This window comes from Intrasporangium sp., assembly GCF_036566125.1.
GTDB lineage: Bacteria > Actinomycetota > Actinomycetes > Actinomycetales > Dermatophilaceae > Intrasporangium.
The window spans coordinates 1-20,103 of record NZ_DATCWX010000030.1; the positions used below are offsets into that span (position 1 = coordinate 1).

Below are 20,103 nucleotides of genomic sequence, written 5' to 3' on the forward strand. Positions count from 1 at the left end.
CTCGACCTGTCGGCTCCGTTGGAGGAGCAGCCAACCGCCGCGATCTCCCCTGTCACGACGATGCCTTTGCCAGCCGGCCCCACTGGCCCGCCGGCACCACCAACAGTCGCGATGGGAACGCCCGCCGCGGCTAGACCGGCCGCCGAGGCCGACGCTGGCGGCGCCACCGCGCTCACCGGCTCGTCATTGCCTCGCCCCACGCCGTCAACCCCACCGCCTGCCAACAGTGAACGCATTGACCGTCGGTCCCGCCGAGGGATCGCGGTGCTCGTCGCGCTGGCGGCCATCGCGGCCGTTGGCTTCCTGGCCCTTCAGGCTCTCCTGGGCGATGACGGCCGAACACCTGCTGCCGCGCCACCCACGATGTCATCGGCCGCCGACAGCCCCTCGCCGTCGCGCTCAGCCGTGACGACGAGCCCTGCCGTCAGGACGAGCCCCACCGCCACGACCAGGCCGGCCCAGACGACGGCGGAAACCCGGCCCTCCTCACCGGCTGCGACGAAGTCATCCAGCGCGGCCGCCTCGGAGTCGCCGGCCGCCGGGCAACCCGGAGGGATCCGTTCGGTACGGGCCCTGCAGGACTACTACGCCCTGCTGCCTGACAACACCGACGAGGGCTACGCCCTCCTCACGGACCGGTACCGGAACACCACGGCCGGCAGCAAGGAGTCGTACGAGGCGTTCTGGGGCCAGATCGAGCAGGTCAGGATCCGTGACTCCGCGGCGACATCGGGCGGAAGGGTCCAGGCGACCCTCACCTACACGTTCGACGACGGTCGCGTGGTCGAAGAACGAACGGCGTATCGGCTGGTGGAGCAGGACGGCACGCTGAGGATCGACAGTTCCACCGTCCTGAGCAGCCGCGAGCTCTGAGACTTGGCAATAGCATCGCCATATGACGATGCAGATGAGTCGTTCCGGTGATCCCGGCGCAGGCGAGGTGGCCGCGCTCAGAGCGGCGGCCTGCCTCTTCCACGGCTTCCAGGACCCATCGAGACTCGCCATCCTTCAACACCTGGCTCTCGGTGATCACCGGGTGGTCGACTTGACGGCCCACCTCGGGCTGGCTCAGAGCACGGTCTCCAAACACCTCGCCTGCCTCAAGGACTGCGGCCTCGTCAGCTCCCGGCCGCAGGGACGCGCATCCGTCTTCTCCCTCAACCACCCTGAGGCTTTGATGGACCTCTTCGCGGCGGCAGAGAGACTCCTCGGGCTGACCGGGGACGCGGTCACGCTGTGCCCGCGGTACGGGATCAGAGCCACGGAGAGCGCGTGATGGCCACCGGCCATCGAGAACCGTGGCCGTCCCGGGCCCTGGGGCGCAAGAGAATGCTGGCCCCGAACGTCCCGGGCTCGTCGACGCTGGGCGAGCCTGAGACCGAGCGGTTGACCCGTCGGGCGCTGCGTCTGGCGCAGTTCACCGTCGCCTACAACGTCGTCGAGGGCGCCGTGGCCATCAGCGCGGGACTGGTGGCGGGACTGGTATCACTGGTCGGCTTCGGATTCGACTCCGGGATCGAGTCGGCCGTCGCCGTCCTCGTCGGACTTCGGCTTGCCGCACGACTCCGGCACGGCGAGGCGGACGAGCGCAAGGAGCGCCGGACCCTGCGAGCGGTCGCACTGACCTTCTTCCTCCTCGCGGCCTACGTGGTGTTCGAGGGCGTGCGGTCGCTGATGGATGGCGAGTCGCCCGAGCACTCGCTCGTCGGCATCGTCCTGCTCACCGCGTCCATCATCGTGATGCCCGTCCTGGCCTCCGCCAAGCAGCGGGTGGCGCTCCAGCTCGGCGGCGACAAGCTCATCCTGGCCGACGCAGCCGAGACGAAGATCTGCGTGCTGCTCAGCATCTCCACGCTCCTTGGACTGGGCCTCTACACCATCACGGGCGCAACCTGGCTGGACCCGGTGGCGGGATTCGTCATCGCAGTCTTTGCCGTAAACGAGGGCCGGGAAGCCTGGGAGGGCGAGCTGGTCGAGGAGGACGACAACCGGGATCAGCGGCGCTCGTGTGCGAGTGGGGAGGCGCGCTGATGAGCACCGGGCACGCCCATGGCGGTGGGGCTCCGGCTGGGCACGCCGGTGGTCGTCATCGTTGGCGCCTGCGGGTCGCGTTCGTCCTCATCGCCGCCTTCTTCGCGGTCGAGCTCGTCTTCGCGCTGCTCTCCGGGTCGCTCGCGCTGCTCTCCGACGCTGGCCACATGGCTTCGGACGTCGTGGCACTGGGCGCCGCACTTGTCGCCACGACGGTGGCCACCCGCCCCGACTCCACGGGCCGGCGGACGTATGGGTCCTACCGGGCAGAGATTCTTGCTTCCGGGCTGGCGGTCCTGCTGATGCTCGGCGTCGCGTCCTACGTCGTCGTCGCGGCCATCGGACGGATCGGCGACCCGGTCGAGGTCCAGACCGGCCCGATGCTCATCGTCGGAGCGATCGGGCTGGCCGTGAACCTCGCAGCCCTGCTGCTCCTGCGCGGCGGGTCCACCGAGTCTCTCAACGTCAAAGGCGCCTACCTCGAGGTGGTGGCTGACACTGCGGGTTCAGTGGGCGTGCTCGCTGCCGGATGGCTGGTCGCCGCCACGTCCAACGCCATCTGGGACACCCTCGTCGCCCTGGCCATCGGGGTCTTCGTCGCGATCCGCGCGGTGCTCCTGGGACGGCAGGTCCTGGCCGTCCTCGGCCAGCACGTTCCCGAGAGCGTCGACATCGACGAGGTCACCACCGACCTGGCGGCGATCCCGGGGGTGCGCGACGTGCACGACCTGCACCTCTGGACCCTGACGTCCGGGATGCTCGTGGCCACGGCGCACCTCGTCTCCGACGAGGGCGCGCAGACCCCAGACCTGCTCGAGGGGGCCAAAGAGGTCCTCCGCGAGAAGCACGGTGTGCTGCACGCGACGCTGCAGGTCGAGCCCGCGCGCAGCCGGGAGTGCCATGAACTCGACTGGTGAGCACCGGAACCCGTGAGCACCAACCACACAAACAATCGGTGAGGCGACACCTCGGCATGCCTGATCCCCGAATGGACCACCGCGGCGCTCGGCGCCGCGACCCAAGCGGCGATGATCCAGGTTGACGGCGGCACTCAACAGCCGAAGCTTGCGGAGTGCCGTCTGCAGCATCCGTTGGTCGTACGACCGAGCATGCTCGCGGTTCCACAGCCGCTCCGGGTTCTTGTCCCCGAACGACCTGATCACCCGGCAAGGATTCAACGGAGCGCGCTATTAACGCTAGACGTTAAACCTGAACTCCACGACGTCGCCGTCCTGCATGACGTAGTCCTTGCCCTCGATCCGCACCTTGCCGGCGCCCTTGGCGGCGGCCATCGACCCAGCAGCCACCAGGTCGTCGAACGACACGACCTCGGCCTTGATGAACCCGCGCTGGAAGTCGGTGTGGATGACCCCCGCCGCCTGCGGCGCGGTCCACCCCTTGCCGATGGTCCACGCGCGCGCCTCCTTCGGTCCCGCGGTCAGGTACGTCTGCAGCCCGAGCGTGTGGAAGCCCTGCCGTGCGAGCTGGTTCAGGCCCGACTCCTTGGCCCCGAAGCTCTCGAGCAGCTCGAGCGCCTCGTCCGGCTCCATGTCCATCAGGTCCATCTCGAGCTTGGCGTTGAGGAACACCGAGTCCGCCGGGGCCACCGACGCGCCGAGCTCGCGCTTGAGCTCCTCTTCGGCGAGCTGGTCCTCGTCGAGATTGAACACGTAGATGAACGGCTTCGTCGTCAGCAGACCCAAGCCCCTCGCCAACTCGGCGTCGACCCCGGCAGCGAGCCCAGCGGCATACAACGTATTGCCCTCCTCGAGCACCTTCTGCGCGGCGAGCGCGGTGTCGAGGACCGCCTTGTCGGTCTTCTTGCCCTTGACCTCCTTGTCGAGGCGGGGCACCGCCTTCTCGAGCGTCTGCAGGTCGGCGAGGACGAGCTCGGTCTCGATGGTCTCGATGTCGCCAGCGGGGTCGACCTTGCCGTCGACGTGGGCGACGTCGTCGTCGGTGAAGACCCGGACGACCTGGCAGATCGCGTCCGACTCGCGGATGTTGGCGAGGAACTTGTTGCCCAGCCCCTCCCCCTCGCTCGCGCCGCGCACGAGCCCGGCGATGTCGACGAAGCTCACCGTCGCCGGCAGGATCCGCTCGGACCCGAAGATCTCCGCCAGTACGCCGAGCCGCTCGTCGGGCAGCGGCACGACGCCGATGTTCGGCTCGATCGTCGCGAACGGGTAGTTCGCCGCGAGGACGGTGTTCTTGGTCAGCGCGTTGAAGAGCGTTGACTTGCCGACGTTGGGGAGTCCGACGATTCCGATGGTGAGGGCCACGGGGTCAAGAGTTTAGTCGCCGTGTGGCGGGCTCCCGACCACGCAGCCGTATGCCGCTGAGCTCGCTTCCCGGCACACGCCCGAGCCGGGCCAACCAACCGGAAGTCCACGGGCGGGTGAGCACGGCGGTGCGGTTCTGCGCCCGGTGGTTCCGGTTGGTTGACCCGGGGACGGCTACTCGGTGGCGATCGCGTCGAGGACCTTCATCCGGGAGGCCCTGACGGCCGGCACGATAGCGGCGAGGACGCCGAAGATGACGGCCACGGCGAGGAAGGCGATCAGGCTGCCGACCGGCAGCGCCAGCTCGGTCAGGTCCTCGGAGAGGGACTGCCGCAGCAGGACCCCAATGGCCAGGCCCAGCCCCATGCCGAGCAGCGCCCCGAGCAGGGCGATCGCCACCGACTCGAGGGTGACCATCTGCCTCAACTTGCGCCTGCTGAGACCGACCGCGCGCAGCAGTCCGATCTCCCGGGTGCGCTCGAGGACGCTGAGACCGAGGGTGTTGACGATGCCGATGACCGCGATGATCACGGCGAGCGCCAGGAGGGCGTAGATGATCGCCAGCAGCTGGTTGATCTGGCCGCTCGTCGTCTCGGTGAACGCCACCTTGTCCTGGACCGACACGATCGGCAGGTCCTCGACGACCCTGTCGAGTGCCGCCTGGACAGCCGCCAGGTCGGCACCCTCGACGACGTTGATGCTCAGCGTGACGTCGCTGCGCTTGAGACCGGCCTGCTCCAGAACCGACATCGGGACCGTGACCGAGCCGGTGGCGTAGGACGACTCGAAGATGCCGGCGACCTTGAGATCGATCGTCTTGCCGCCCGGGAAGGCGACGGCGAGGGTGTCCCCGACGCCGACGGAGTGCTCGGCGGCGACGTCCTCGGTGAGCAGCACCTCGTCACCGGAGAGCGCCTGCGTGCCTGACACCAGGTCGAGCTGGTAGATCTGGTCGAAGCTCTCGTCGATGCCGCTCACCGATGCCTGCTTGCCGCCGATCAGCGCGGGGGTGAACTGCTGCCGACTGACCGTCGCGACGCCTTCGACGCCCTCCATCTGGTCGCCGATGCTCGTCGGGAAGCTCTGGAAGGTCGGCGACTGCACGAGGAAGTCGCTGCGGAACTGCTGGTCGATCAACGCAGCGTTGGTCTTGTCTGTGGAGGCAGCGAGCACCCCGACGGCTGACACGACGGCGAGGCCGATCATCAGGGCCGAGGCCGTCGCACCTGTCCGGCGTGGGTTGCGCAGCGCGTTCTCGCCGGCGAGCCGGCCCGCCGTGCCGAACAGCCGGCCGAACACCGCCCGGCAGGCGACGAGCACGGGATGCCCGAGGACGGGAGCCATGACCGCGACGGTGATGACCCAGATCACTGCGCCGGCGCCGATCCAGAGGGCGCTGCTCCCCGGCGCGTCGGCGAACCCGGCCACGACCAGCCCACCGCCGAGGACGAGAGCGATGGTGCCGAAGAGTAGTCGCCGGTGCATTCCTTTCTCCTGGACGGTCAGGTCGTCCCGCAGCGCGGCGACCGGCGAGACCTTGGACGCCCGGCGTGCCGGCACGAGTGCGGCGACCATGGTGACGACGATCCCGACGATGTACGCCGCAATGATGGTCCGGAGGTTCAGCGTGAGGACGTCACCCGAGATGTCGAGGCCGATGGCCCGGAACACCGCGGCCAGGGCGCGCGACAGGCCGAGCCCCAGCAGGAGGCCGAGCGTGCTGCCCACGATGGCCATGAGGAAGGCCTCGACGAGCACCGACCGGGTCACCTGCTTCTTGCTCGCACCGAGGGCTCGTAGCAGGGCGGACTCACGCACGCGTTGGCTCACAAGGATCGAGAACGTGTTGAAGATGATGAACGCACCGACGACGATCGCGATCACCGCGAAGGTGGTGAGAAAGATCGAGAAGACGCCGAGGAACCGCCCGACCTGGTCCTGGGACTCGGCCACGACCTTGTCACCGGTGACGGCCGTGAAGCCCGCCGGGACGACCTTGTTGGCGGCGGCGACGAGCTCGCCCTGGGTGACCCCGTCTGCCGCGGTGAGGGCAACCGACGTGAAATCGTCCTGCCCGCCGAGGAAGATGTCCTGGGCCTGGCCGGTCTCGAGGAGCACGAGGGTCGCCCCGGCCGTGCCGCCGCCGTTGAGGTTGCCGGTCCCGACCAGCTCGAAGGTCCGCCGGGGCTCACCGAAGGGCACGATGAGCGTCACGGTGTCGCCGATCCGGTAGTTGGCGCGCTCCGCCGAGGAGGCGTCGAGGGTCACCTCGCCGGCTCGCTCCGGCCAGCGGCCAGACTCGAGCTCCAGGACCGGCTCACCGAGCATGTTCTCGCTCTCGGCGTAGTTGAAGGCAAGCGTCGGCGCGCCCTGCCCTCCGACCACCTTGCCGTCCTTGCCGAGCAGGTAGGAGCCCTGCCCGTCGACGGATCCCACCGCCCTGGCCACCTCGGGCAGCGCGTCGAGCCGGGCGACGTCGGCCGGCGTCAGCAGCGCTGACGTCCCGGCCCCCGAGGCCTCGAAGGACGTCTCCCCCTCGGTTCGGACGACCCCGTCCTGTGTCGAGCCCTTGATGATGTTGTCGAAGGTGGCGTTGAGGCCGCTGCTGAAGGTCATCACGCCGGCGAGAAAGCCGATGCCGAGCACGATGGCCAGCGTGCTCATGAGGAGGCGGAGCTTGCGGGCAACGAGGTTGCGCCAAGTCAGGCGGAGCATGGTCAGCCCGCCACCTTCGCGTCGGCGGTGGCCCGCAGGGCCGCCGTCTTGGCCGCGGCCGCGTCGTGGAGGCGCGCCATCCGCTCGAGGATCTGATCCCGGTTCGGAGCGCGGAGCTCATCGACGATCCGGCCGTCGGCGAGGAACAGCACCCGGTCGGTGTACGAGGCCGCGACGGGGTCGTGGGTGACCATGACCACGGTCTGGCCGAACTCGTCGACGCTGCGACGCAGGAAGCCGAGCACCTCGGCCCCGCTCGTGCTGTCGAGGTTGCCGGTGGGCTCGTCGGCGAAGACGATCGAGGGCTTGCTCACGAGGGCGCGGGCGCAGGCAACGCGTTGCTGCTGGCCGCCAGACAGCTCGGCGGGGCGGTGCCCGAGGCGGGGCCGGAGGCCGACTGCGTCGACCACCTCGTCGAACCATGCCTGGTCGGGCTTGCGGCCAGCGAGGCTGAGCGGCAGGACGATGTTCTCCTCCGCGCTGAGGGTGGGCACGAGGTTGAAGGCCTGGAAGACGAAGCCGATCCGCTCGCGGCGCAGGGCCGTCAGGTCGTTGTCCTTCAGCTGCCCCAGGGCGACGCCGTCGACGATGGCCTCACCGGACGTGGGGGTGTCGAGTGCGGCGAGACAGTGCATGAGGGTCGACTTGCCGGACCCGGAGGGCCCCATGACGGCGGTGAACTCCCCCCGCGTCAGGTCGACGGTGACCCCGTCCAGGGCCCGCACCTGGGCCTCGTCCTTCCCGTAGATCTTCACCAGATCGACGGCGCTCGCCGCCGCCCCGCGGTTGTCGGTCAGGTCGCTCATCGTGGGTCCCCCAGATGTCGTAGGTTCGTCGATAACCCGGGCAGTCTCGTAGGTGAAGCCACTCCCGGACATCAGGGAAGCACCCCGATGTGACCCTGAGGTCCGTGACCCGACCCCGACGGGAGGTCACGTACGCGCGCGAGCGAGCACAGCGGCATACGGCCTCCCGAAGGGACGGAGCTCAGGGGGTCGTGCGGAGGGGACGCACCCCGCACAGCTGGCGCGACTGCGCCACGAGGTTGCCGGCCGAGTCCCAGATCCGGGCGTCCTCCTCGAGCATGCCTCCGGCGTAGTTCTCCGTCGACAGGGCAACCCGCAACCAGCCGGGCGCGGGTCGCCTCCTGATGTGGCCGGTGAACTCGAGCGTCGGCGTCCACCCGTAGAGGCCGAGGTCGAAGGCCACCGGAGGGAAGGCGTCGAGGGCCCAGGCGAGCAGGGTGGTGTCTGGCTCGCGGTGGTCGCGCAGGCGGAGCCAGCCGCGGATCTGACCCTGCATCGATGGCTTGCCGACCGCCCACCCCGCGGTCGCAGGATCGAGGCGCAGGTCGACCCGGTCGAGGAAGCTGCTGTGCGCGAGGAACTCCGGCGGGGCCTGTTCCGACGAGAGACACTCGTCCGGGGGTGGCAGGTCCGGCGGCGTCGACTGGCGGCTCGCGTCGACCTCGTCGAGGTTGCCGAAGGAGGCGATGGCCCGCATCCGCTCGACCTGCTGGCCGTCGACGTCCTGGAAAACGCTCAGCTGGCCGGTCGAGAGGAGCCGGCCGGTCCGCATGACCTCGCTGGCGACCGTGAAGGCGCCCGGCAGGGACGCCGTCATGAAGTAGGCGCTGACGACGACCGGGTCGACGTGGTGGGTCGTCTCCGCGGGGTCGTGGGACAGGTGCTGCCCCAGGGCCGTGAGCCCCGACGCCATGACCACTCCGCCGTTGACGGCATTGCCGATCATCCAGGACTCGCTGAAGGCACCGTGCCGGGTGGCCGGTGTGTCCCCGGGCTGGAGCTGCATGGCCTCGTCGTACTCGCTCACACGTCGAGTTCTAGCAGACCGCCCATCCGGCCCAGGCAACCATCCCCCTGCATCGCGGCATCTTCCCGGTGAGCCACTCGAAGGGGATGACATGTCTGGAACAAAGGCAGTGCCACTTGCAAGCCTCGGCGCCACCATGCTGCTGGCGGGCGCCTTGATGCCGGCAGGCGACGCAACGCCGGCCGCGCTCGAGCGAGGGTCGCAGCTGATATCGACGTCGGATCCCATCCAGGCCGTGATCAAGACGGTCACCAGCGCGGACGTCAGGTACACGTGGCGCGCCGGCTGCCCGGTCGGGCCCGCCAGCCTGCGCAAGGTCGAGATGAACTACCGGAGGTACGACGGCACCATCAAGCGGGGCGTCCTCATCGTGCGGGCGTCACACGCATCGGCGGTCGCAGCGATCTTCCGCGACGCCTACCGGAACGGCTTCCGGATCAACCGGATGGACAACCCGAACCTCTGGTACGGCAACGACGAGCAGATGATGGCCGCCGACAACACCTCGGCCTTCAACTGCCGTCGGGTCACCGGCAACTCGTCCCGGCTCTCGCCGCACTCGTACGGCAAGGCCATCGACGTCAACCCGCGCCGCAACCCCTACAAGGCGGCCAACGGCGTCTGGTACCCCCCGAACGGATACCGGTGGATCAACCGCTCGCTGCGGGACCCCGGCATGTTGTTCCGCTGGTCCGCGATGACGAAGAACATCATCAACCGTGGCGGCATCTGGGGTGGGTTCTGGCGCTACCCCGACTACCAGCACTTCGAGCTGCACTGAGCCGTCGTTGAGCGCTGGGCGTCGTGGGCCCGCGTGGTGGTCCCGGCTGCTGTCGGCGCGGTCTGGGACGGTGAGGACATGGATGGAGCTGCACTGTTTGCCGGTCTCGTCGCCGGGCTGGTCCTCGGCGGGTTCATCGCGTTCCTGTGGGTGCGGGGCTCGCTCCTGCCGCGGGCGACTGCCGCGGAGGCTGAGCGAGACCTGCTGCGGGTTCGCTTGGAGGATCTCGAGCTCGCGCGCGCCGAGTCCGCCGACGCGGCCGCCCTCCTGGCGCCGCTCCGGGACACGATCGGCCGGGTCGAGCGGCAGGTCGGTGCGCTGGAACGCGACCGGGTGGAGCAGTTCGGCGAGCTCGGCGAGCGCCTCACCGCGGTCAGCCGTTCGACGGAGTCGCTCCGCTCGGAGACGGCCACCCTCGCGACCGCGCTGAGTGCCTCCTCGGTGCGTGGCGCCTGGGGGGAGGTCCAGCTGCGCCGGGTGCTCGAGCTGTCCGGGATGTTGGCGCGGTGCGACTTCGACGAGCAGGTCACGCGGACCTCGCGCCACGGCGCGACGGTGCGGCCCGACGCGGTGATCAACCTGCCCGGTGGGCGCCACGTGGTGGTCGACAGCAAGGCACCGATGTCCCACTTCCTCCAGGCGCAGGCCGAGACGGTGGGGGCGCAGGAGCGCGCTGAACTGCTCGGCTCGCATGCGACCGCGCTGCGACGTCACGTCGACACCCTTGCCGGCAAGGCGTACTGGACCGCCTTCAGCCGCACGCCGGAGGTCGTGGTGTGTTTCGTTCCCGGCGAGGCCATCCTCGGTGCGGCGCTCGCCGACGACCCCGGGCTCTACGAGCACGCCCTCGGTCGCAAGGTCGTACTCGCCTCACCCGGCACCCTCTTCGCCGTCCTGCGCACCATCGGCGCCGTCTGGCAGCAGGACGCGCTGGAGCAGAGTGCACGGGACCTGCTCGCGCTCGGCCAGGACCTGCATGTCCGACTGTCGACCCTCGGGACCCACGTCACATCGATGGGCCAGTCGCTTGCGCGCAGCGTCGAGCACTACAACCGGTTCGTCGGGACGCTCGAGTCGCGCGTCCTCGTCACGGCACGGCGTCTCCACGAGCTGGGGATCGCCGAGGATCCCGGCGCAAGTGTCGACCCGCTCGAGTCCGCGCCACGATCGCTGAGCGCGCCCGAGCTGCTCGACGGCCTCGGCCGGATGGCACGGGACGAGGCACACCTGGCACGCGAGCGTGTGACTGAGCCGCCCGGGGCGTCAACCGAGGCCACCGCCTAGGCCCGACAAGCCACGCAATCCAGCGCCGAACGTTCCGAATGGAACACGTTCTGGCATTACGGACAGGCCGCAGGTGGACTTCCGCAGGTTACCCCCGGACAATTGCCGCGTGGATGGTGGTGCACAGTGACCGCGGGTGGGGGGCCCGCGCCAGAAGAGGATCGTAATTCGACGGGTCGGCGGATCGGGCCCTATGAGCAGTCGCTCCGTGACTCAGCCCGTCGCGCCGAGCAGACGCACCGCTCCCGAGTGCGCAAGACACGACGTCGACGCGCGATGATCGCGGCGGTGACCGTCGTGGCCGTCGCCATCGCCGGCTTCGCCGGCTGGCGACTGCTGGCTCCCGAGCCGCCACCGACCGGGGTGCCATCGACGGCAGCCGCCCCGGTCTCCTGCGCGAACCCGACGGCGGTCACCATCGCGGCTGCTCCAGCCGTGGCTCCGATCGTTGCCTCGCTCGCCAGGACACTCAGCACGCACAAGGACGGACCGTGTGCTGCCTTCACGATCCAGGCTGCGGAGGCCTTCGCCGCCGCCCGCACGGTGGGCACCTCGGCCGAGCCGGCCGCCTGGGTCGCTGACTCCGCGGAGTGGATCCAGCATGCGCAGTCACTCGCCGCCCGTGAGTTCAAGGTGGACGCCCCGTTCGCCTCCAGTGGCATCGTCGTGGCGCTTCCCCCTGCGGCGGCTGACGAGCTGGGCAATCAGGCGACGTGGTCGACCATCATGACCGGGGGCACGCCGATCCGCGTCCCGGACCCGAACCGCTCCGCTCTCGGTGCCGCGGCCCTGGGCGCCGCCGCCCCGGGCCTCCCACCGGCACGGGTGACGGAAGTCGTCCGGGCCAACGCCTCGACGCCGGTGCCGGACCTCGAAGCGGTCGCCCAGTCGAACACACCCCTCGGAGTCGTCGTCCCGGCCGCGCAGCTGGTCGCGTTCAACGAGTCGGACTCCGACCAGGACCTGGCTGCACTGGCGCCGGCAGACGGAGCTGCCTTCCTCCAGTACAGCCTCGTCACGGTCAACGAGAAGCCAGAGGTCGCCAAGCTCATCGCGGACTTCGCCACCTATCTCGCGACCGACGAAGCCAAGGACGCCCTCTCGGAGGCGGGATTCACGACACCGGACGGGCCGGAACCCCGGGTGCCGACGCCGCTCTACGGCATGGTCACGCAGAAGCCGGCCCCCGAGGCGGCCGTGCTCGCGGACGTCAGGGCCGCGTGGACCAGCGTGGCACCGAAGGCTCAGGCCCTGCTCGCCCTCGACGTGTCCGGCGCCATGCTTCGGCGCACTCCGGAGGGAACCCGGCTCGATGTCCTGCAGGCGGCGGTCCTGCGTAGCATCGCCGGCATCCAGCCATCCAACACCCTTGCCCTCTGGGCCTACTCGCTCCACATCGGCACCAAGGGAGACGATTTCCGACCTCTCCGAGGTGCAGGGTCGCTCGGCGATGGCAAGCATTTCCTCGCCGTCCGCGAGAGCATCGCCGACCTCGACCGGACGGTGGGTGGTGGCCGCGGTCTCTACGACACCATCGCCGCCGCCTACGAGCAGGCCCGCTCGACCTTCGCGAAGGGAAACGACAACTCCGTCGTCGTCGTCACGGCTGGGCCCAACGAGGACGACTACGGCGCCTCCCTACAGATCCTCACCGACAGGCTCAACGAGCTCAAGGATCCGGCCCGTCCGGTCCGGGTCGACATCATCGGCTTCGGCACGGAGCCGGATGCCAAGGCGATGACCTCGATCGCGAAGCTGACCGGCGGCCGCTACCTTTCCGCACCGGAGCCGGGCGACCTGGACGCCGCCCTGTGGACGGCACTCGGCGACTGACCGAACGGCGCGGTGCTGGCCCGGCCGCCGGGGCCGGGGATCGTCAGTGCAGTGAGCCGGCGTCCTCGAAGGCGGCGTCGTGACGGACCGACCCTGCCTCGCTCCCGGAGAGGCGCTTGATGTCGCGGCGCAGCTCGTTGGGCAGGGCGAACAGGAGTGACTCCTCAGCGGCAACCACCGGCTCGACCGTCTCGTAGCCGCGCGCTGCGAGATACGCCAGCACGTCACGGACGAGCACCTCGGGAACGCTCGCGCCAGACGTCACCCCGACGGTGGAGACCCCATCGAGCCAGGCCTCGTCGATCTCGTCGGCATAGTCGACGAGATGGCCGGCACGCGCGCCGTGCTCGAGCGCGACCTCGACGAGGCGGACGGAGTTCGACGAGTTGCGCGACCCGACGACGATCATGAGGTCGGTGTCCCCCGCCATCTGCTTGACCGCGCCCTGGCGGTTCTGCGTCGCGTAGCAGATGTCGTCGCTGGGCGGGCTCTGCAGGGCGGGGAACTTCTCCTTGAGCCGCTTGACCGTCTCCATCGTCTCGTCGACCGACAGCGTGGTCTGGGAGAGCCAGACGACCTTGTTGGGGTCCCGGACCGTGACGTTGTCGACGTCGTCGGGCCCCTCGACGAGGGTGATGTGCTCAGGCGCCTCGCCGGACGTGCCGACGACCTCCTCGTGGCCCTCGTGGCCGATGAGCAGGATGTCGAAGTCGTCGTCTGCGAAGCGGACGGCCTCGCGGTGCACCTTGGTCACGAGGGGACACGTCGCATCGATCGTCTTGAGGCTGCGAGCGCGGGCCTCGTCGTGGACGACCGGCGCGACACCGTGCGCCGAGAAGATGACCGTGGCGCCCTCGGGCACCTCCTCGGTCTCCTCGACGAAGATCGCTCCGCGCTTCTCGAGGGTGCTGACGACGTGCTTGTTGTGGACGATCTGCTTGCGGACGTAGACCGGCGGCCCGTAGAGCTCGAGCGCCTTCTCCACCGTCACGACCGCGCGGTCGACGCCGGCGCAGTAGCCACGGGGAGCGGCGAGGAGGACCTTCTTCTCGGGCTGAGTCATGCGTCCATGGTAGGTGGGCTGGTGGTGGCATCCCCAATCGTGGTCGTATGCCGCTGGGCTCGCGGGCGCACGCCCGTGACCTGCCGTGGTGGGCGGGGCGCACCGTAGGGTGACCCTCGTGAGCAACCTGGGACCGTTGCCCGAGAAGGCGGCCGACACCACCGCCGAGCGGCCCTGGCCAGTCCGCCTGCTCAGCATCAAGATCGCCGACTACGTCGACAAGATGTCGCAGCTGTGGGTCGAGGGACAGGTCGTCCAGTTCACGCCTCGGGGCGGGACGGCGTTCCTGACCCTGCGCGACCCGGACGTCGACATGTCCCTGTCCGTCTCGGTCCCGATGAACGCCGTCAACGCCATGTCGATCCCGTTGACGCAGGGTGCCCGGGTGGTGCTCCAGGCGAAGCCGACCTTCTGGACCAAGCGCGGGTCCCTCCAGCTCGAGGCCCGGCAGATCCGCCCGGTGGGCATCGGTGACCTGCTGGCCCGCGTCGAGATGCTCAAGCGGACGCTGGCGGCCGAGGGTGTCTTCGATGCCGAGCGCAAGCGGCCGATTCCTTTCCTGCCGCACCGAGTCGGTCTCATCACCGGGCGCAACTCCGCCGCGGAGAAGGACGTCGTCGAGAACGCCCGGCGCCGGTGGCCCGCCGTGCGCTTCGAGATCCGCGAGGTCGCGGTACAGGGCAGCACGGCCGTCGCCGAGGTCGTCGCGGCCCTGGCCGAGCTGGATGCGCAGCACGGGGTCGACGTCATCGTCATCGCCCGCGGGGGCGGGGCGCTCGAGGAGCTGCTGCCCTTCTCCAACGAGGCGATGATCCGCGCCGTTGCAGCCGCACGCACCCCGGTCATCAGCGCCATCGGCCACGACGTCGACCAGCCCCTGCTCGACTTCGTGGCCGACTGGAGGGCGTCGACGCCGACGGATGCCGGCAAGAAGGTCGTCCCCGACGCCGCCCGCGAGATCGCCCTGGTGGCCGGGGGCCGTGACCGTTTGCGCAGCGCGATCGAGCGACGGATCGAGTCCGAGTGGCGAGGTCTGCGCTCCCTGGTCAGCCGTCCCGTGCTCGCCGACCCGATCGCCCACGTCCGGGTGCGACGCGACGAGCTCGAGGGCCTGCGCGAGCGCGCGGCCGTGCGCCTCGAGGCCAGGCTGCACCGGGCGGCCGACCAGGTCGAGCACCTGCGTCGTCAGGTCATCGCACTGTCGCCGCAGTCGACCCTGGATCGCGGCTACGCGGTCGTCCAACACCGTGACGGACGCATCGTGATGGACCAGGAGGACGTCGGCGTCGGTGAGCTGCTCCGCGTGCGGGTGGCCCGGGGCGACTTCGGGGTGCGCCCGGTGAGCGACGGCACCGCGGATGCGCCCTTGTCATCCCCAGGTGCGGCTCGCAAGCCACGCACGACGCAGTCGAAGCCGGCGTCATAGGGTGTCCGGCATGGCTTCCGGCACGGCTGAGGACCCCAACGCGGCGTTTCCCGACATCGCGGACCTGCGTTATGAGGATGCCCGCGAAGAGCTCATCGGCATCGTCGCCAAGCTCGAGGCGGGGCAAGCGCCCCTCGAGGACTCCATGCAGCTGTGGCGTCGCGGCGAGGCCCTGGCCGCCCACTGCTCACGCTGGCTCGACGGCGCCCAGGCCGAGATCGAGAGAGTCACCGACACGAAGCAGACCGACTCCGCCAACGGCGCCGCAGGCTAGGTTGCTGTCCGCCGCTCGCGCCCTCCCCACGGCGCACTGGGCGGTCAGGTGGCCGGTGTCACCTCGCGCAGGGCGGCGACGAAGGCCTTGAGCTCGTCCTCGGTGGTGGTGCCCGTTACGGCGAGCGTGGTCGCGTCGGAGCCGGACGCGCGCTCGACGTAGCTGACCTGAGACCCGGATCGGGACACGTAGCGCTCGAAGGTGCGGGCCCCGACGTTGACCGAGCCGTCGCGCGCCCCGTCGTTGACGGACCGGGCGACCCAGCCGTCCGTGGCGTCAGTCGCCTCCTTGAGCGCGATGTCGCCGCCCGCAGGCGTCTCCCACACCGTGGTGAAGGTCGGAACGTTCGCGGTCCCCGGCGCGTACGTCGCGACGGTGGGGACCCATCCCTCACCCAGGCCCTGGGGCAGCTCGAGCGGCACCCCGGTCTGGGTCATCGTGATCCGCGCCTTCGCGAGGGCGTCGACGGCCGGACGGTGCACCTCGTCGACCCGCGGCACGAGGGCGACCAGGGCCGCCACGAGGAGACCGATGAAGAGCAGGGAGCGAAGCATGTTGGGAAGCGAGCCCAGCGAGTAGCGGCTGGGACGCGGGGCCTCGGTTGTCGACACGGTCTCCGGGACGGTCATGGGACCATCGTCCCCGAGTCCTGCGGCCGCTCCAAACCGGTCCCCCTGCCCCGATAGGCTGGCGCCGACCGCGACGCCGCAGAGCCGGAGGACCCCATGAAGCACAGCCCGCCCGATCGCAACATGGCCCTGGAACTCGTGCGAGTGACCGAGGCGGCGGCGATGGCGGGTGGTCGCTGGGTGGGCAGGGGTGAGAAGAACAAGGCCGATGGGGCCGCCGTCGAGGCCATGAGGGCCATGATCTCCACGGTCAGCATGAACGGCATCGTCGTGATCGGCGAGGGCGAGAAGGACAACGCCCCCATGCTGTTCAACGGGGAGCACGTCGGTGACGGGACCGGCCTCGAGTACGACGTGGCCGTCGACCCGATCGACGGGACGACGCTGACGGCCAAGGGCATGCCGAACGCCATCTCCGTCATGGCCGTCGCCAACCGCGGCGCCATGTATGACCCGTCCGCCGTGTTCTACATGGACAAGCTGGCGACTGGGCCGGACGCCGCCGACGTCGTCGACATCCGGCTCCCCGTCGCGGAGAACATCCGCCGTGTCGCCAAGGCGAAGCGCGAGACGACGGCCGATGTCACGGTCGTCATGCTCGACCGGCCCCGTCACGAGAAGCTCGCCGACGAGGTCCGTGCGACGGGGGCTCGCATCCGCTACATCACCGATGGCGACGTCGCTGGTGCGGTCATGGCCGCTCGGCCCAACACCGGTGTCGACCTGCTGCTCGGCATCGGGGGCACACCCGAGGGCATCATCGCTGCCTGTGCCATCAAGTGCGTCGGCGGCGTCATCCAGGGCAAGCTCTGGCCCAAGGACGACGAGGAGCGGCAGAAGGCCATCGATGCCGGCCACGACCTCGACCGCGTCCTGTCCACAGAGGACCTCGTCACGAGTGACTGCTTCTTCGTGGCGACCGGCGTCACCGACGGCGAGCTGCTCCGCGGCGTCCGCTACGGCAGCAACTCCGCCCGCACGAACTCCCTCGTCATGCGCTCGCGCAGCGGGACGATCCGCACCATCGAGAGCGAGCACAACTTCAGCCGTCCGGGCTGGTTCGGCAGCCCGGACATGATCGAGGACTGAAGGCCGGGTCCGTGACCGACCACCCCCTCGGCAGCGCGCCCGGCGGCCGCACGCTCGTCATCGGCGAGGCGCTCATCGACGCCGTGGCCACCGCCGGGAGCCGGGAGGACGACGGAGGCACGGGCGCGGACGCGACGGTCGAGCACGTCGGCGGCAGCCCCGCGAACGTCGCCCTTGGCCTGGCCGCCCTTGGCCACCCGGTCTCCCTCGCGACGTGGGTCGCAACGGACGACCACGGCAACCGGATCGCGGATCACTGCCAGGAGCGGGGGGTGGAGCTGACACCAGGGTCGCAGGGTGCCCCCTTCACCTCCGTCGCGCACGCCACCATCGACGGCACCGGCGCTGCGACCTACCGCTTCGAGCTGGAGTGGCAGCTGCCGGCCGTCCCCGCGTTGGGGGCATACGGCCACGTGCACACGGGCAGCATCGCGGCGGTGCTCGAGCCCGGTGGCGGCGCGGTGCGCGACACGTTGGGGATGGCACGCCGGACGGCGACGATCTCGTATGACCCCAACGTCCGGCCCGCACTCATGGGCGACCCCGTCGAGGCGCGCCGGGTCATCGAGGAGTGCGTCGCGCTCGCCGATGTCGTCAAGGTGTCGGACGAGGACCTCGCGTGGCTGCGCCCGGAGGAAGCGCCGGACGACGTGGTCGCGGACTGGGCAGGACGCGGTCCCAGCCTGATCGTCGTGACCCGCGGCGATCAGGGAGCCGTGGCGAGGCTGACCCGGACCGGTGAGACGCACGTCGCGCCCGTTCCCCCGGTGACGGTCGTCGACACGGTCGGGGCCGGGGACTCCTTCATGGCCGGCCTGATCTCCGGTCTGCTCGACGACGGCCTCGCGGGGGGCCCGGCCGCCCGCGACCGGCTCGGGCGTGCCGACCTCGCCGCAGTCGTGCCCGCCATCGAACGGGCGATCGCGACCAGTCGGATCACGGTCGGCCAACCCGGGGCCCATGCCCCGACGCGAGCCGACCTCATCAGCGGCTGACGCGTCATTCGACAATTACGGCCGTCGCGAGCCACAATCGACCGCGAATCCCGCGCTACGTTGCCGGTGATTCATATCGTGACGCCCGGGCTCCGGGGCGTACTCATGTAAGGAACCCCCTTGACCAACCCTCCACCTCCACAGCGCCCGTCGAGCCCGTACGACCAGACCCTCAATGAGACGAGGGCAGCACGGAAGGCGCTCGAGGCCCAGATCGCCGCGGCCCGTCGTCGACGTCGAGTGGGCGCGATAGCCGCGATCGTGGCTCTCGTCGCTGCAGTCGTGGGAGGCGCGACCTGGTGGATCGGTCGCGACACCTCGCCCGCCTCGACCCCCGTCGCCAGCCCCTCCGGCAAGACCTGCGACACGCTGACGCCGGTGACTCTCTGGGCCGCCCCTTCGATGCAGCGCGCGGCGCACGAGCTCGCAAAGACCTACCAGAAGCTGCCCGACTCGCCCTGCGTGAACTATGAGGTGTTCGCCCGCAAGCCGGTCGAGGCCATGCTCGGTCTCGGCAAGGAGCAGCCGGAGCGACCCGACGCCTGGATCCCCGACTCCCCGCTCTGGGTCGACCGGGTCAACCAGGTCGCCAAGCTCGGCGCCGAGCAGGTCGCGCCGTTCGCCAAGAGCGCCCTCGTCGTGGCCATGGACCGGGCCGAGGCCGACCAGCTCGACGGCAAGGCAGCATGGCTCGAGCTCGTGGCGTCGGACACGCCGATCCGCCTGAGCGACCCCAGGAGCACGACGGCAGGCATGCTGACGCTCTCGACGACGTTGCCGCTCCTCAGCAAGGAGCAGGGGCGGGTCATCATCCCGAAGCTGGCCCAGCAGATGGCCGCCTCGGATGACCAGCTCTTCGAGACCTACGTGGAGAAGCCGGAGGAGGCCATGGCCTTCCCGACGTCGGAGGCCTCCTTGGCCCAGCACAACCGGTTCAACCCGAAGAACCAGATGGTGGCGGTCGTCCCGTCGGAGGGGACCCCGTCGTTCGAGTACAGCCTGATCACCATGTCCGAGGACCCGGCTCGTAAGAAGGGCATCGAGTCCCTGCGCGAGTTCCTGAGCACCCCCGAGGCAGCCAAGATCATGGCCACGTTCGGCCTGCGCTCCACCGCGGTTCCGGTGACCCTGCCGACGCCCGAGGGCAGCATCGGCGACATCAAGGCCAGTGCGTCCCCGAGCGCCGCCCAGGTGGCCGCGGCCACCGACGTCTGGCAGTCCGCGACGACCGACTTCCAGCTGCTCTCCGTCTTCGACGTCTCCGGCTCGATGAACGAGAAGGTGGGCGACACGACCCGCGTGAAGATCACCCAGGAGGCGGCCGGCATCGCGCTCAACGCCCTGCCCGGATCGACCAAGCTCGGCCTCTGGGTCTTCTCGAACGACAAGGGGCCGAACGGAGAGGACTACAAGAAGATCGTGCCGATCGGCACCCTGTCGGACGACCAGCACCGGGCCCGGATGGCCGCTGCCGCCGCCTCGTTGAGCAAGGAGGTCGAGGGGTGGACCGGTCTCTACGACACGATCTGGGCGGCGTACCAGGAGGTCAAGGCCAACTATGACCCGAAGCGCGTCAACGCCGTCGTCGTCCTGACGGACGGCAAGAACGAGGACCCGGGTGGCGGCCTGTCCCTGGACCAGCTGATGGCGAACATCCGTCAGGCGACCGACCCCAAGCGGCCCATCGCCATCACGACGATCGGCATCGGCCCGGACGTCGACGCGGAGTCATTGCGGAAGATCTCGCGGGGCTCGTTCTCGGAGTTCTACGGCGCGCCCAGCCCGGCCGACATGACCACGGTGCTCGCGAAGGCGCTGTTCGACCACGAGTGCAAGGACGGCGTTTGCGTCTGACCGTCTGGGTCTGA

At 69.8% G+C, this 20,103-nt stretch carries 17 protein-coding genes and 1 pseudogene; 12 read left to right on the plus strand and 6 right to left on the minus strand.

Annotated features, from left to right (window positions below; all coding sequences use genetic code 11):
- From VIR15_RS01825 to VIR15_RS01840, 4 genes and pseudogenes are all read left to right on the plus strand, one after another.
- Positions 1-873 (plus strand): annotated as a pseudogene (locus VIR15_RS01825) (hypothetical protein); the annotation flags it as partial.
- Positions 874-895: 22 nt separating this feature from the next.
- Positions 896-1,276 carry an ArsR/SmtB family transcription factor gene (locus VIR15_RS01830; RefSeq protein ID WP_414654893.1) on the plus strand — a complete coding sequence of 127 codons (381 nt, stop codon included), beginning with the start codon at positions 896-898 and terminating at the stop codon, positions 1,274-1,276.
- A 53-nt stretch (positions 1,277-1,329) separates the two neighbouring features.
- Positions 1,330-2,031, plus strand: a complete 702-nt coding sequence (locus VIR15_RS01835) for a cation diffusion facilitator family transporter (protein WP_331925763.1) — start codon at positions 1,330-1,332, stop codon at positions 2,029-2,031.
- Positions 2,031-2,948: a cation diffusion facilitator family transporter gene (locus tag VIR15_RS01840; protein WP_331925764.1), complete on the plus strand. Its 918-nt coding sequence runs from the start codon at positions 2,031-2,033 to the stop codon at positions 2,946-2,948. Before VIR15_RS01835 ends, VIR15_RS01840 begins: the two co-directional genes overlap by 1 nt.
- 279 nt (positions 2,949-3,227) lie before the next feature.
- Here the strand turns inward: VIR15_RS01840 and ychF are convergent, their stop codons facing one another.
- From ychF to VIR15_RS01860, 4 genes are all read right to left on the minus strand, one after another.
- Entirely contained in the window at positions 3,228-4,313 is a 1,086-nt protein-coding gene (ychF, locus tag VIR15_RS01845; RefSeq protein ID WP_331925765.1) for a redox-regulated ATPase YchF, read from the minus strand.
- Between the two features lie 174 nt (positions 4,314-4,487).
- On the minus strand, positions 4,488-7,028 hold the full coding sequence (locus tag VIR15_RS01850; protein WP_331925766.1) for an ABC transporter permease: 2,541 nt from the start codon (positions 7,026-7,028) through the stop codon (positions 4,488-4,490).
- 2 nt (positions 7,029-7,030) lie between these two features.
- On the minus strand, positions 7,031-7,834 hold the full coding sequence (locus tag VIR15_RS01855) for an ABC transporter ATP-binding protein (protein WP_331925767.1): 804 nt from the start codon (positions 7,832-7,834) through the stop codon (positions 7,031-7,033).
- A 181-nt stretch (positions 7,835-8,015) separates the two neighbouring features.
- Positions 8,016-8,861 carry a thioesterase family protein gene (locus tag VIR15_RS01860; protein WP_331925768.1) on the minus strand — a complete coding sequence of 282 codons (846 nt, stop codon included), beginning with the start codon at positions 8,859-8,861 and terminating at the stop codon, positions 8,016-8,018.
- 91 nt (positions 8,862-8,952) lie between these two features.
- Between VIR15_RS01860 and VIR15_RS01865 the strand changes: the two genes are divergently transcribed.
- From VIR15_RS01865 to VIR15_RS01875, 3 genes are all read left to right on the plus strand, one after another.
- Positions 8,953-9,642 carry a M15 family metallopeptidase gene (locus VIR15_RS01865; protein ID WP_331925769.1) on the plus strand — a complete coding sequence of 230 codons (690 nt, stop codon included), beginning with the start codon at positions 8,953-8,955 and terminating at the stop codon, positions 9,640-9,642.
- Between the two features lie 78 nt (positions 9,643-9,720).
- Positions 9,721-10,926, plus strand: coding sequence for a DNA recombination protein RmuC (locus VIR15_RS01870; RefSeq protein ID WP_331925770.1), 1,206 nt, complete (start codon positions 9,721-9,723; stop codon positions 10,924-10,926).
- Positions 10,927-11,175: 249 nt separating this feature from the next.
- Entirely contained in the window at positions 11,176-12,759 is a 1,584-nt protein-coding gene (locus VIR15_RS01875) for a substrate-binding domain-containing protein (protein ID WP_331925771.1), read from the plus strand.
- 43 nt (positions 12,760-12,802) lie between these two features.
- Here VIR15_RS01875 and VIR15_RS01880 read toward each other — a convergent pair whose 3' ends face one another.
- Positions 12,803-13,822: a 4-hydroxy-3-methylbut-2-enyl diphosphate reductase gene (locus VIR15_RS01880; protein WP_331925772.1), complete on the minus strand. Its 1,020-nt coding sequence runs from the start codon at positions 13,820-13,822 to the stop codon at positions 12,803-12,805.
- 127 nt (positions 13,823-13,949) lie between these two features.
- Between VIR15_RS01880 and xseA the strand changes: the two genes are divergently transcribed.
- Both xseA and VIR15_RS01890 read left to right on the plus strand, forming a co-directional pair.
- The gene (xseA, locus tag VIR15_RS01885; protein WP_331925786.1) at positions 13,950-15,248 is read left to right on the plus strand and encodes an exodeoxyribonuclease VII large subunit; all 1,299 of its coding nucleotides are present in this window, start codon (positions 13,950-13,952) and stop codon (positions 15,246-15,248) included.
- Between the two features lie 10 nt (positions 15,249-15,258).
- Complete coding sequence (locus VIR15_RS01890) at positions 15,259-15,522, plus strand: exodeoxyribonuclease VII small subunit (RefSeq protein ID WP_331925773.1); 264 nt, start codon at positions 15,259-15,261, stop codon at positions 15,520-15,522.
- A gap of 44 nt (positions 15,523-15,566) precedes the next feature.
- Here VIR15_RS01890 and VIR15_RS01895 read toward each other — a convergent pair whose 3' ends face one another.
- The gene (locus VIR15_RS01895) at positions 15,567-16,151 is read right to left on the minus strand and encodes a DUF4245 family protein (RefSeq protein ID WP_331925774.1); all 585 of its coding nucleotides are present in this window, start codon (positions 16,149-16,151) and stop codon (positions 15,567-15,569) included.
- 96 nt (positions 16,152-16,247) lie between these two features.
- Here VIR15_RS01895 and glpX point away from each other — a divergent pair, with 96 nt between their 5' ends.
- From glpX to VIR15_RS01910, 3 genes are all read left to right on the plus strand, one after another.
- Positions 16,248-17,240 carry a class II fructose-bisphosphatase gene (gene glpX, locus VIR15_RS01900; RefSeq protein ID WP_331925775.1) on the plus strand — a complete coding sequence of 331 codons (993 nt, stop codon included), beginning with the start codon at positions 16,248-16,250 and terminating at the stop codon, positions 17,238-17,240.
- Between the two features lie 11 nt (positions 17,241-17,251).
- Positions 17,252-18,235, plus strand: a complete 984-nt coding sequence (locus tag VIR15_RS01905; protein ID WP_331925776.1) for a PfkB family carbohydrate kinase — start codon at positions 17,252-17,254, stop codon at positions 18,233-18,235.
- Positions 18,236-18,355: 120 nt separating this feature from the next.
- The gene (locus tag VIR15_RS01910; protein ID WP_331925777.1) at positions 18,356-20,089 is read left to right on the plus strand and encodes a substrate-binding domain-containing protein; all 1,734 of its coding nucleotides are present in this window, start codon (positions 18,356-18,358) and stop codon (positions 20,087-20,089) included.
- Positions 20,090-20,103: the final 14 nt, after the last annotated feature.

Coding starts and splice junctions, on each gene's coding strand:
- VIR15_RS01830 (WP_414654893.1), top strand. CDS start 896: ATGACGATGCAGATGAGTCGTTCCGGTGATCCCGGCGCAGGCGAGGTG.
- VIR15_RS01835 (WP_331925763.1), top strand. CDS start 1,330: ATGCTGGCCCCGAACGTCCCGGGCTCGTCGACGCTGGGCGAGCCTGAG.
- VIR15_RS01840 (WP_331925764.1), top strand. CDS start 2,031: ATGAGCACCGGGCACGCCCATGGCGGTGGGGCTCCGGCTGGGCACGCC.
- VIR15_RS01850 (WP_331925766.1), bottom strand. CDS start 7,028: ATGCTCCGCCTGACTTGGCGCAACCTCGTTGCCCGCAAGCTCCGCCTC.
- VIR15_RS01855 (WP_331925767.1), bottom strand. CDS start 7,834: ATGAGCGACCTGACCGACAACCGCGGGGCGGCGGCGAGCGCCGTCGAT.
- VIR15_RS01865 (WP_331925769.1), top strand. CDS start 8,953: ATGTCTGGAACAAAGGCAGTGCCACTTGCAAGCCTCGGCGCCACCATG.
- VIR15_RS01870 (WP_331925770.1), top strand. CDS start 9,721: ATGGATGGAGCTGCACTGTTTGCCGGTCTCGTCGCCGGGCTGGTCCTC.
- VIR15_RS01880 (WP_331925772.1), bottom strand. CDS start 13,822: ATGACTCAGCCCGAGAAGAAGGTCCTCCTCGCCGCTCCCCGTGGCTAC.
- VIR15_RS01890 (WP_331925773.1), top strand. CDS start 15,259: ATGGCTTCCGGCACGGCTGAGGACCCCAACGCGGCGTTTCCCGACATC.
- VIR15_RS01895 (WP_331925774.1), bottom strand. CDS start 16,151: ATGACCGTCCCGGAGACCGTGTCGACAACCGAGGCCCCGCGTCCCAGC.
- glpX (WP_331925775.1), top strand. CDS start 16,248: ATGAAGCACAGCCCGCCCGATCGCAACATGGCCCTGGAACTCGTGCGA.